Origin of the sequence: Planobispora longispora, assembly GCF_016863135.1 — a bacterium.
Taxonomy (GTDB): Bacteria; Actinomycetota; Actinomycetes; order Streptosporangiales; family Streptosporangiaceae; genus Planobispora; species Planobispora longispora.
Genome location: NZ_BOOH01000070.1, coordinates 22,497 through 34,696 on the forward strand (window position 1 = coordinate 22,497; position 12,200 = coordinate 34,696).

Annotated in this window: 9 protein-coding genes and 1 tRNA gene; 3 read left to right on the forward strand and 7 right to left on the reverse strand. The window is 67.7% G+C overall.

Annotated features, from left to right (window positions below):
* Positions 1–127 precede the first annotated feature (127 nt).
* The 3 genes from Plo01_RS37775 to Plo01_RS37785 all read right to left on the reverse strand — a co-directional run bounded on the left by Plo01_RS37775 (position 128) and on the right by Plo01_RS37785 (position 2,881).
* Entirely contained in the window at positions 128–1,462 is a 1,335-nt protein-coding gene (locus Plo01_RS37775) for a PIN-like domain-containing protein (RefSeq protein WP_203895603.1), read from the reverse strand.
* A gap of 286 nt (positions 1,463–1,748) precedes the next feature.
* A tRNA-Ile gene (locus Plo01_RS37780) sits at positions 1,749–1,822 on the reverse strand.
* 192 nt (positions 1,823–2,014) lie between these two features.
* Positions 2,015–2,881 carry an inositol monophosphatase family protein gene (locus tag Plo01_RS37785; RefSeq protein WP_203895604.1) on the reverse strand — a complete coding sequence of 289 codons (867 nt, stop codon included), beginning with the start codon at positions 2,879–2,881 and terminating at the stop codon, positions 2,015–2,017.
* A gap of 101 nt (positions 2,882–2,982) precedes the next feature.
* Between Plo01_RS37785 and galK the strand changes: the two genes are divergently transcribed.
* Together galK and Plo01_RS37795 are read left to right on the forward strand one after the other, a co-directional pair.
* The gene (galK, locus tag Plo01_RS37790) at positions 2,983–4,104 is read left to right on the forward strand and encodes a galactokinase (protein WP_203895605.1); all 1,122 of its coding nucleotides are present in this window, start codon (positions 2,983–2,985) and stop codon (positions 4,102–4,104) included.
* Positions 4,105–4,312: 208 nt separating this feature from the next.
* Positions 4,313–4,813 carry a DUF402 domain-containing protein gene (locus tag Plo01_RS37795; protein WP_203895606.1) on the forward strand — a complete coding sequence of 167 codons (501 nt, stop codon included), beginning with the start codon at positions 4,313–4,315 and terminating at the stop codon, positions 4,811–4,813.
* A 135-nt stretch (positions 4,814–4,948) separates the two neighbouring features.
* Here Plo01_RS37795 and Plo01_RS37800 read toward each other — a convergent pair whose 3' ends face one another.
* Positions 4,949–6,277, reverse strand: coding sequence for a glycoside hydrolase family 16 protein (locus Plo01_RS37800; RefSeq protein WP_203895607.1), 1,329 nt, complete (start codon positions 6,275–6,277; stop codon positions 4,949–4,951).
* A 617-nt stretch (positions 6,278–6,894) separates the two neighbouring features.
* Here Plo01_RS37800 and Plo01_RS37805 point away from each other — a divergent pair.
* Positions 6,895–8,778 carry an ABC transporter ATP-binding protein gene (locus Plo01_RS37805; RefSeq protein ID WP_203895608.1) on the forward strand — a complete coding sequence of 628 codons (1,884 nt, stop codon included), beginning with the start codon at positions 6,895–6,897 and terminating at the stop codon, positions 8,776–8,778.
* A 213-nt stretch (positions 8,779–8,991) separates the two neighbouring features.
* Here the strand turns inward: Plo01_RS37805 and Plo01_RS37810 are convergent, their stop codons facing one another.
* From Plo01_RS37810 to Plo01_RS37820, 3 genes are all read right to left on the reverse strand, one after another.
* Positions 8,992–9,765: an enoyl-CoA hydratase gene (locus tag Plo01_RS37810; RefSeq protein WP_203895609.1), complete on the reverse strand. Its 774-nt coding sequence runs from the start codon at positions 9,763–9,765 to the stop codon at positions 8,992–8,994.
* 110 nt (positions 9,766–9,875) lie between these two features.
* On the reverse strand, positions 9,876–11,123 hold the full coding sequence (locus tag Plo01_RS37815) for a nitric oxide synthase oxygenase (protein ID WP_307837427.1): 1,248 nt from the start codon (positions 11,121–11,123) through the stop codon (positions 9,876–9,878).
* A gap of 493 nt (positions 11,124–11,616) precedes the next feature.
* Positions 11,617–11,859, reverse strand: coding sequence for a hypothetical protein (locus Plo01_RS37820; protein ID WP_203895611.1), 243 nt, complete (start codon positions 11,857–11,859; stop codon positions 11,617–11,619).
* Between the last annotated feature and the right edge of the window lie 341 nt (positions 11,860–12,200).

Here is a 12,200-nt window from a genome sequence, read left to right on the forward strand (position 1 = left end):
TACTAGGGCGCTAGGCACATAGATAATCAGCACATAGACCTTCGTTAACTTCTCAATACAACGGCCCGACCCAACATGTCCATAAGTTGAGGTCGGGCCAGCCTGCTATGGGTCCGCCATAAAAAATCTATTCACCAGCCATCAATTCAGCAACCATTAATATGGCCCCAAGAAGCGCCGAGTCATCCGCCGGAGAGTTCCAGGATACAACTCGGACAACTGCATCCACCGTATTAATCCCGAAACCCCTACCGGAAATTCTTTCAGACAAGCTGGCATTAGTGATAACCACTGCCCCGACCGGAGGATTCCCAAGAGATTTAACAGTTGCCCTCATTAGCTGCACAGGAAATGAAGCGCTCACTTTAGGAGAGACATATTTAACTACTATGTCAACACTCCGACCATCCTCTAGGACTACCGTGAAATCGACCGGCCCGTCATGAGGTCTACGGTGGACCGACAAACCCATGCCAACAAGAGTCTTGGCCACGAGACTCTCATAATGTCGATAAATCTGCAAAGAGAATTTCGATAGAAGTTCAGCCTCCAAATCTTCCCCCTCCAGCTTCTCCCGCAGATCGGATGATGCTATTTCCCCTGCCGCCTCAACAGTTGCCGGGCTAATAGAAGAGCTCAAGAATTTTTGAGCATTCAGCAGGAAGGTCTTTGTCGTCATCAGGAGGAACGGAGCGCCGGAAGCTTTCTCCATCTCGCGATAGAGTTCCGGCCTGGGCCCTAGCGTTAAACCATGCTCCCTACGCCACCAATCTTCTTTGACATCGTCAGTGACGAAAAGAGTGGGAACCTTGCGGCTGCTCGCCTCGACCTTAATCTGGGCCCACACGAGATAGTCGCCGCTAGGATCATCCTTGCCCCTATCTTTATACCCCGGAGGGATTTTATCCTTAATGCGGCGCTCAGCTTCTTTTACTGCTTCCCGATGTTCCACCTCTTCAAAAGCGGGTCCCAGCTTACCGTCAAACAGGGCTTCAATTCTCTCAAGAATATGATCCTTGTCCGCATTTTCGAAATGCTGAAGTTGTGACCCTCCACTCATTTTCGACATCTTGCCTTCAACGAACTCGTGAGCCTTCCTCACTCTATCTACAATCTCTTTTTTTGCCTCTTCCCCCAGTGCAACTCTGTTTGCGAACGCATTTACATGTGAGATATAATCGTTCAACAAAGTCTCCAGGCTATCCTGGTACTGCTTAAACAAAGAACCTTGCTCTTTTATGACCGAAAACCGATTCCTGTAGAATTCATGAGCAACCTGATATGGAATCCATAGACCTTTCCCTAGACTCCCCAGCACTGCAAATAGCTCATCTCTCGCCTCAGGGAGGTACCTATACAGACTAAGAAGAACATTTGTATCTAGTACAATCAGACCCTCATTTAGAGTTTTCCTATACAACTCCTCTCCTGGGGGGTAGTAAGCAGAAAATTGAGTACGCATACTATTCATAAATAAAGCAATCCTCTAATGCGCTCCAGTGCAGGCCAAAGGTACCGATCGGCCTACTTCCTAGCGAATGCCTCTAGACAAATCTTCGGCCAGTCCACAGTCGCCATGATGCAGGACACTAGCCGTCCTGGCCATCTGTGGTCCTCAAAACTTCGGCACGTATTCGGCACGATCAACCGGCAGAGGCCGACGATGACCGTTGACAACCGGACGACAGAAGATCCCCTTACAGGGCAGAAGCGCAGGTCGGAGACACTCTTGTCGAGGCTGTGGAGGGTAGGGCGGGCGGGACTCGAACCCGCGACCAAGGGATTATGAGTCCCCTGCTCTAACCGGCTGAGCTACCGCCCCTCGCGCAAGCCGTACCAACGCATTCAACCAAAGGAGAGCCCCGTTCGCACATCCGGCGGGCCGCTTGATCCAAGATGTGACCTTTGCGCACCCGGCCGGGCCGGCGCGCGGTCACCGGCACCGCGTTCTCAAGTGTGCGAGTGAGCTGGTGGTACGGACGACGCAGAGGCGGAGGGGGAATCCGTCTCCCCCTCAGCATCGGCCGGTTTCCGAGGGGGCGAGCATGGCGAGAAGGGTGTCGTGCAGCAGGCCGTTCGTGACCACGGCGCAGCCGCCGGCGGCGTGGGCGCGCCCTGACAGGTCGGTCAGCCGTCCTCCCGCCTCCTCGACGATCAGCTGGACGGCGGCCAGGTCCCACACCTCGCCCCAGGGGTCCAGGCAAGCGTCCAGGCGTCCTTCCGCGACGAGCATCTGCGCCCAGAATCCGCCGGAGCCGAAGGTGAAGCGGGTCCGGCGGGAGAGTTCCACGAGCCCCGGCAGGCTTCCCCTGTCCTCCCAGCGGGACAGGGCGGCGAAGGAGATGTGGGCGTCGTCCAGCGCGGCGACCGCCGAGACCCGCAGCGGCTCCGGGCCGCCGGTGAACACGCCGCCGATATGCGCGCTGTCGGCATGCACACCGTCGGCGTGGGCGCCGCCGATATGCGCGCCTTCGGCGTGGGCGCCGGCTCCGCGCCAGGCCCACCAGCGGCGCGGCATCGCCGGGGCGGAGACCACGCCCACTTCGACGACGCCGTCGACGGCCAGCGCGATCAGTGTCGCGTATACGGGGATGCCGCGGATGTAGTTGTTCGTGTGGTCGATCGGGTCGATGATCCAGATCCGGCCGCCGTCGAGTGCCCCGCCGCGGGCCGCCCCGCCCCCGAACTCCTCACCGTGGACGGCGTCCGCCGGGCGCGATCGTGCGAGTTCGGCACGGAGCGCGCGTTCCACCGCGACGTCGGTCGCGGACACCAGGCTGCCGTCGGGCTTGTGCCGTACGGTCGCCGCCGTCCGGAACGCGGCCAGGGAGAGTTCGTCGGCGACGTCCGCGAGGTGGAGCGCGAGGGAGAGATCGTCCATGGAGATCAATCTGCCACAGGCGGGCACACCGCCGGCTCGTCTGCCGTCCGGGCGGATACAGCACTAGAGTACCGTGGGAGCCTGTTGAGGAGTGTTCGGTCATGCGCGTTATTGAAGCTTTTCGGGAGTCGTACGGCGCCGAGCCGCACGGGGTGTGGCACGCTCCGGGACGGGTGAACCTGATCGGGGAGCACACCGACTACAACGATGGGTTCGTGCTGCCGTTCGCCGTGCCGTGGGGGGTCACCGCGGCGGTCTCCCCCCGGGGGGACGGGGTCGTCCGGCTCCGCTCGCTCCAGGTGGACGGACCGGCGGTGACCGTCGAGGATCTCGACGGCGCCGAGGGCTGGATGCGATACGCCGTCGGGGTCGTCTGGGCGCTGCGCGAGGCCGGGCGCCCGGTGCGGGGCGCGGACATCGTCGTCGACGGGGACGTTCCGCGGGGGGCGGGGCTGTCGTCGAGCGCCGCGCTGGAGGTGGTGATCGGCCTCGCGCTCGACGAGCTGTACGGCCTGGGCCTCACCCGGATGGAGATCGCGCTGCTCGCGCAGAAGGCCGAGAACGACTTCGTCGGCATGCCGTGCGGGATCATGGACCAGGCGGCGTCGGCGCTCTGCGAGGAGGGCAAGGCGCTCTTCCTGGACTGCCGGACGCTCGGCACCAGGAACATCCCCTTCGACCTGGCCGCGCAGGGGCTCCAGCTGCTGATCGTCAACACCGGGGTCCACCACGAGCTCGCCGACGGGCAGTACGCCCGCCGGCGCCGGGACTGCGAGAGCGCCGCCGAGCGGCTGGGCGTGGACGCCCTGCGCGACGTCACCGACCTGGCGGGCGCGCTGGCGAAGCTGAGCGGGGACGAACGCAAGCGCGTGCAGCACGTGGTGACGGAGAACCACCGGGTCGAGGCGCTCATCGGGCTGCTGCGGGCCGGGGCGGTCCGGGAGATCGGAGCGTTGCTGAACGCCTCCCACCTGTCGCTGCGGGACCAGTACGAGGTGTCGTGCCCGGAACTGGACGTGGCCGTGGAGGCGGCGGTGCGGGGCGGGGCACGGGGGGCGCGGATGACCGGCGGCGGGTTCGGCGGGTCGGCCATCGCGCTGGTCGCCGACGATCGGGTGGAGGCCGTACGGCAGGCGGTGACCGCGGCCTACGCCGAGCGCGGCTGGGCGGCCCCGGAGATCTACCCCGCGACCCCGGCCCCCGGAGCCCGCCGCCTGATCTGAGCCGCCGCACGGCGGTTCCGGCGGCCCGCGCCGGAGCGAACGCCCACCGGGCCGGGGAGCGCCGCCGCCGGTGCCCGGACGGCTCCGGGGCCGGGGGCGGAGCGCAGCGGGCGCGGGCTGGAGAAAAGCCTTCGGCGTCGGAGCGCAGCGGGCGCGAGCCGGGGAAAGCCTTCGGCGCCGGGGCGCCCGAACTCCTAGGGTCGGATCCATGCCCTTCGAAAACGTCAACGTCGTGTACCGCAAATTCGACGGCTCCCTGCACTGGCACCACCGCGGCCTGCTCCTCGGCGAGGACGAGCACGGCGTCTGGACCGGCTGCGCGGCCGGTTCCAGCGGCAGCCGGGGCCATGAGCCCCCGGTCGTGTGGCCGCACGCGTTCGTGATGCTCTTCCCCCGCGACCAGTGGTGGACGGCCGTCTTCAACGCCCAGCCGGACAAGACCGAGATCTACTGTGACATCACCACCGTTCCGGAGTGGCGTGACGGAGAGGTCACCATGGTCGACCTGGACCTCGACGTGATCCGCATGCGCGACGGCCGGGTCTTCCTCGACGACGAGGACGAGTTCGAGGAACACCAGGTCCGCTACGCCTATCCCGCGGACGTCATCGCCTCCGCGCGGGCCGCGGCCGAGCACCTCCTCGAAGCCGTCGTCACCCGTGCCGCGCCCTTCACAGCCCGCCCGCGCTGGCTGGCCCACGTCACCTGATCCCCGCCGTCCGGCTCCCGGACACGGGTGCGGCTCCCGCACCCCGGGGTGCGGGAGCCGCGCCGGCCCAGGCGCCTGAGCGCCTCAGCCGGTTCAAAGGCTCAGCCGGTTCAAAGGCTCAGCCGGTTCAAAGGCTCAGTTGCCGAAGGTGAACCAGTTGAGGTTGACGAAGTCGGCGGATTGCCCGCTGCTGAAGGTGATGTAGACCGTGTGGGTCCCGGTCACCCCCGTGATGTTGGCGGGCACCGTACGCCAGCTCTGCCATCCACCGGTGTTGCCGACGGCGAAGTCACCGATCGGGGCGGCCGTCGGGCTGCCGAGGCGCACCTGGATCAGCCCGCTGACCCCCGCCGGCGCTCCGGAGGCGACGCGCGCCTTGAACTGGGTGGCCGCCGTGCCGCCGAAGCGCACGTCGTCGAAGCGCAGCCAGTCGCCGTTGGCGATGTGGCCGACGTTCTGACCGCCGCCGGTGTCCGTGGTGGTCTCCACCGAGGTGCCCGACTGGGCCTGGTACCGCTCGGCCTGGATGGTCGAGCGGGCGTCCACTCCGCCGGGATCACCGGTGGGAGTGACCGTGGGGGTGGGGCTGGGGCCGGAGCCGCTCTGCCACACGGCCACGTAGTCGACGATCATCGGCCGACCGGAGACGGTGGCGGCGGTCGGGGTCTGGCCGCCCAGCGCGTTGGGGAACGCCCCGCCCATGGCCACGTTGAGCAGCAGGAAGTAGCCCTGGTGGCCGGTCATGTCGTTCCAGGTCGTGGCGTCGAACTGGGCCTGGCTCACACTGTGGAACTGCTGCCCGTCGACGTACCAGCGCAGCTGGTTCGGGGTGACGCTGCGGTCCCATTCGAAGCGGTAGGTGTGGAACGCCGACTGGCAGGACGCGCCGGGGCAGGTCCGGCTGGCGCCGAGGCCGGTGGTCTCGTTGCAGGGCCCGCCGGGGTTCACGCCGCAGTGGAGAACGCCCCAGACGGAGTTGATCCCGTTGACGTTCTCCATGATGTCGAACTCGCCGATGGCGGGCCAGTTCCAGTAGTTGCCGCGGTACGGCGCGCCGAGCGCCCAGAAGGCGGGCCAGTAGCCGAGCGCGGCGTCGCCGGTGACGTTGGGCATCTGGAGCCGGGACTCGATGCGCAGGATGCGGCCGGCGGCGGGCTTGAAGTCCGCGCGACGGGTCTCGATGCGCGCCGAGGTCCACTCGGTCCCGTTCTTGATCGGGGTGATGCGCAGGTTTCCGCCTCCGTCGAGGCTCAGGTTGGCGGGGTTGTCGGTGTAGCGCTGGATCTCACCGGTGCCCCAGTTGGCGGGGCCACCGGGGTAGGAGTGGCCGGTGTCGACGATCCAGTTGGTCGAGGAGGGGAGCGATCCGGCGCTCCCGGTGAAGTCGTCGCTCCATACCAGGGACCATCCGGAGGGGGTCGGCGGGACGGCGGCGTTGGCGGCGATCGCGGTCAGCGGGAGCATCAGCGCGGCGAGGAGGATCGCCGACCATTTGAGAGAGCGATTTCTTACAGGGGGGTGACTCATCCGAGGCCTCTCTCTGAACGTACGAAGGAGACGGCCGAGCAAACGCACAGTCATGCGGCTAACACGGCTTCACGGCTCTTCGCACTTACTGTTACGGCAAGGTTGACTTAAGTCAACACTTGGCGTCGAATTTCAGAGAGCGCTCTCAGAGGCGAAGAGGATACGGTACGGCTCCGCCCCCCGCCGCCTCCCGCCGACCGCGCCTCCACCTGTCTCCCCACGCTCCTCGGGCGCCGGGGCAGCCGCCGTAACGCCGCCCGGCAGACCGACGAACCAACGGCCCGCCGGCCCGCCGGACCGCCAGACCCATAGATCCATAGCCCCATAGATCCATAGCCCCATAGCCCCACGGACCGGTGAATCAGCGGATGGACGGATCGGCGGGCGCGGTCTCACGGAGGTTGACCTCAATAATAGTTGAGGTTTTAGAGTCCCCTCATGACTCCAGAGTTGGAACTGAGGGAACCTTCCATGGCAGGGACCGACGCGACTCCCCGGCCCGGCGCCGCCCGTCCCCGGCCTGACACCCGTCTCCCGATGCAAGGCGGTGCGCGATGAGCATGGAGATGACGGCCTGGAACACCCTGTACCGGACCATGAACGCCCAGGACGACCGGCGTCCCGTGTCGGCGGCCACGCTGCGGCGGGTCATCGCCTTCGCCCGGCCGCACCGGCGGCGTCTGACGTTTTTCCTGCTGCTCAGCGTTGTGACGGCGGTCCTGACGGTGGCCACGCCGGTGCTCGCGGGTGAGGCCGTCGGCGCGATCGTCGGGGGCGCGGAGACGGGCGTCGTCACCGGGCTCGCGGCGCTCATCGCCGTCATCGCGGTGGCGGAGGCCGGTCTCGGGCTGCTGACGCGATGGTTGTCGGCGGGCATCGGCGAGGGGCTGATCCTCGACCTGCGCACCGCCGTCTTCGACCACGTGCAGCGCATGCCGGTCGCCTTCTTCACCCGGACCCGGACCGGCGCGCTGGTCAGCCGGTTGAACAACGACGTCATCGGCGCGCAGCGGGCGTTCACCGACACCCTGTCCACCGTGGCGGGCAATCTGGTGACGCTCGTCCTCACCCTGGCCGTGATGATCCGCCTCTCCTGGCAGATCACCTTGCTCGCGCTGCTGCTGCTCCCGGTGTTCGTGCTCCCCGCGAGGCGGATGGGCGCACGGCTGGCACGCCTGCGGCACGAGGCCGCCGACCACAACGCCGCGATGGGCACGCAGATGACGGAGCGCTTCTCCGCGCCCGGCGCGATGCTCGTGAAGCTCTTCGGCCGGCCGGCCCGGGAGTCGGCCGAGTTCGCCGCGCGGGCCAGGCGGGTGCGGGACATCGGGGTGCGCACGGCGATCGTGCAGTCGGCGTTCGTCACCGCGCTGACCCTGGTCTCGGCGCTGGCGCTGGCGCTGGTCTACGGCCTGGGCGGCTTCTACGCGCTGCGGGGACGACTGGACCCGGGGTCCGTCGTCGCGCTCGCGCTGCTGCTCACCCGCCTGTACGCGCCGCTGACCGCGCTGGCCGGGGCCCGGGTGGACGTGATGAGCGCACTGGTGAGCTTCGACCGGGTCTTCGAGGTGCTCGACCTCAAGCCCATGATCGCCGACAGGCCGGACGCCCGGCGGACGCCCGACGGGCCGGTGTCGGTCGAGTTCGAGGACGTGCGCTTCGGATACCCGTCGGCGGACAAGGTCTCGCTCGCGTCGCTGGAGGAGGTGGCGAACCTCGACACCCGGGGCGGCGCCGAAGTGCTGCACGGGGTGTCGTTCCGCGCCGAGCCGGGGCAGATGGTGGCCCTGGTGGGGTCGTCGGGTGCCGGGAAGTCGACGATCGCGCAGCTGCTGCCGCGCCTGTACGACGTCGAGGACGGCGCCGTACGGCTGGCGGGGGTGGACGTTCGGGACCTGTCGGCCGAGTCGATCCGCGAGACGGTCGGGATGGTGACGCAGGACGGGCACCTGTTCCACGAGTCGATCCGCGAGAACCTGCTGCTGGCGCGGCCCGAGGCGGAGGAGGACGAGCTGTGGGAGGCGCTGCGCCGCGCCCGGCTCGACGATCTCGTCGCCGCGCTGCCCGACGGCCTGGACACCGTCGTGGGTGAGCGCGGCTACCGGCTCTCCGGCGGGGAACGCCAGCGGCTGACGATCGCGCGGCTGCTGCTGGCCCGGCCCCGGGTGGTGATCCTCGACGAGGCCACTGCGCACCTGGACTCCACCTCGGAGGCCGCGGTGCAGGCGGCGCTGGGCGAGGCGCTGGACGGGCGGACGGCGGTGGTGATCGCGCACCGGCTCTCCACCGTCATCGCCGCGGACCTCATCCTGGTGATCGAGGACGGGCGGATCGTCGAGCGCGGCACGCATGTCGAACTGCTCGCCGCCGGGGGCCGTTACGAGGAGCTGTACCGGACCCAGTTCGACCAGCCGTCGGAGCTGGAGACCGCCGCCTGACCGGGCCGCTCGCCGTACACGGCGGCGCCGGGAAGCACCGCGCGACGCCCCGCCGTACCGGAGACGGCGGGAAGACCGCACCGGAGACGGCGGGAAGCGGAGCCGCCATGCATCAAGGGCACCGCGCCGCTACAGCACCGACACCGACACCGGCAGAAAGACCAACGGAGACGGCGGGAAGCGGAGCCGCCGCGCGCCGAGGACGCCGCGCCGCTACAGCGGGGGGAACTCGGGGGCGCGGCGCTCCAGGAAGCTGGCGACGCCCTCGGCGAAGTCGGGGCGGCCGAAGGACTCGACCATCATGCGGACGGCCGCCGACTCCGCCGCGTCGAGGGTGCTGTTCCAGTCGTTCCAGATCTGGCGCTTCATCACCGACATCGACGCCGGGGAGCTGTGCGTGGCCAGCTCCCGGGCGTAGGCGAGGGTCTCCGCCATGAGGTTCTCGCCGGGGACCGATCGGGCGACCAGGCCCAGCTCGTACGCCTCGGCCCCGGTGAAGGTCCGGCCCGACAGCAGCAGGTCCATGGCCTTGGCCTGGCCGATCAGCCGCGGCAGGACCCAGGACAGGCCGTACTCGGCGATCAGGCCGCGGCGGGCGAAGGCGGTGGTCCACTTGGCCTCGGCCGCGGTGAAGACCATGTCGCAGTAGAGGGCGTGGACCATGCCGAGCCCGGCGCAGGCGCCGTTGACGGCGGCGATGATCGGCTTGTTGACGGTGACCGGGAAGGAGTTGGGGCGCTTGTCGGGCTCACTTTCGTAGGAGCCGTCCTGGATGGCGTTGAGCGTCTGGAAGTCGGCCCCGGCGCAGAAACCCCGTCCCGCCCCGGTGACCACGATCACCCGGACGTCGGGGTTCTTCTCCGCCTCCTCCAGCTGGTCGAAGTAGCGCCGTCCCATCGCGTCGGTCCAGGCGTTGAGCCGGTCCGGCCGGTTGAAGGTCAGTGTCAGTACGCCCTGGTCGAGCGACGGCAGTACCAGGTCCAGCATCTCAGCGCCCCTTCACCTCTCAGCTACAGAATAACGTTCTACACCTTTTCTCCTCCATGCGACAGCGCGGATGCCCACGACAGCGCGGATGCCCACGACAGCGCGGATGCCTACGACAGCGCGATGCAGCGACCCAGGCCGCGGTCCGCCGAGTCGCGGTGGTGGACGAAGTTCGGCGACAGCTGCTCGTCCTCGTAGTAACGGTGGAAGACGGGAGTCGCCGAGGCCGAGATGGGCGGGACGATCCAGCTCCAGTCGGCCGGGCAGGAGCGGCCCGCCCGCTCCTCCCGGTCCAGGTGGGTCAGGAAGCGCCGGGACTCGGTGTGGTGGTCGGTCATGGTCACCCCCGCCCGCTCGAAGGAGTGCAGCACGGCGATGTTCAGCTCCACCAGGGCGTAGTCCCGCCAGAGCGAGCGGTCGGTGCCGGTGTCCAGGCCCATGGATCGGGCCACGGTCGGCAGGAGGTCGTAGCGGTCGGCGTCGGCCAGATTGCGCGCGCCGATCTCCGTTCCCATGTACCAGCCGTTGAACGGCGCCGCGCGGTAGCAGATCCCGCCGATCTCCAGGCACATGTTCGAGATGGCCGGTACGGCGTGCCAGCGGAGCCCGAGCCGTTCGAACCACGGATAGACCGGGTGGACCAGAGGCACCTCCAGCACCGCGTCCCCGGGGATCGTCGACAGCAGCGGCGGCCCGTCCCCGATCGAGACGGCCAGCGGCAGCACGTCGAACGGGGTGCCGCCGCCTCCCGGCCAGCCGAGTTTGCGCAGCATGGTGGTGAAGCGGGCGTAACGGGGATCGCCGACGATCGAGCCGTCGTCCATCTCGTACCCGGCGTACCTGATGAGCTGCTCGTTCCAGATCCTCGGGCCGGGGATCCCCGGCCGGTCGGGGGCGAACACGGTGATCGTCGGGCGGATGCGCCGGCCGGGCGCCGCGTCCCGCAGGTGGTTCACACACTCCACCGCGACCCCCTCGGGGGTGTCCACGTGCCTGCGGTCGCGTACGCGCAGCGAGCGCCAGTAGAGCCGCCCGATGCACTTGCTGCTGTTACGCCAGGCGACCCGGGCGCCGAAGGCCAGCTCGCCGGGCGTGTGCGTGTAGGTCCCCGTTCTCGTGATCTCGGCCCGCACCTCCCGAAGACGCGGCTTCACCGGTCCCGCCGCGGGGTTCTCGGCGTGGAACATCGTCAGGAATTCCTCGGCAGCCGCCGGGTCGGCGTACGCTGCCGGACGTTCTGGGACTCCTCCGGGGAGACCGTGGACAGCATTGACACCATGGACCGGCTCCGGCGCTCTCCGCCGGGACCTCCGCCAGGTCAGCAACTGAACAACCACCCATGCGTGGCTCACGGACACAGCGGCCGTTCCGGGGCGGCGCGGTGCCCTATCCGCAGTGGCCCTTCCCCACTGCGATCGTCACAGTCCGCGGCGACCGCACACCCGAGCCGTCCCGCCCGCATCCTCAGACACGGTCGCGACAACGCGGAGTGCAGTGGTCATCATCTTCCGTGATTCCCCATAATTTGTCCCCCAAAAGAGGACAGGAAACGGTCGAGGCTCTGGAAGCTCACCTCCAGAGCCTCGACCTCGCGGTTCCCACGACAGGATTCGAGCCAGAATCTCCCCGTTGCGATGAGTCCGTACGGTTTCAGGTATACGGCCCACCGGCCGATCGACCCCAGAGCCGTTCAGCCCCGTTCACCCGGTACGCCCCCCTTCGGCCACTCAGCCGATCACGGCGTTGGCACAGGGCCGGGCCGCCCTCCGCATCACTCGCCAACGGGGACCGGCCGACTTCACTGCGACGACCGCCGACCGGGATCCCGGGGCGGATGCCGCATGACCGGTGTCACCTTCCGGAAAGAACCATGATCATGGTGTCGGAGTCCGGCCCCGATCCGACGGTTGTGAATCCTTCGGCGGCGTAGAGGCGGCGTGCGCGGTTGGCCCGCTCGACGCTCAGGCAGAGGACGCGGTCGCGGCTGACCGCTTCCCGGGCAGGATCCCAGTTCACAGCAGCCACGAGCATGTCCGTGAGGAAGTCCGCATCGTCGGCCGTTGCGATCCGCAACGAGTAACCGCCTTCACTCATACGGCGGATTCTGTCACCCGTCATGCCGGCGTCGCCCCGTGATCGCTTCCGGTCGCGGCACCAGTCGTCTCGCCGGGGAAATCCCCATTCCATGCCTTCTCGCTAAAGACGCATCCCGACTTCGGCTTCGGCGGACACGGCGGAGACAATCGTGGTCAGCGCTCAGAACGTCAATCCGAACAACAGATAACGAGTGACGGCGCGGGTCGCATCACGCGTCGTCGTATCCACAGATCATCACGAAGGAGGCGGGCACTCGGCTCCCGCCACCGCGCGAACCGTCTACCGGCGCCGGCGCCGGATCCGGCCGGCCGTCGTCCGTGGAGCCGAGACCGTGGACG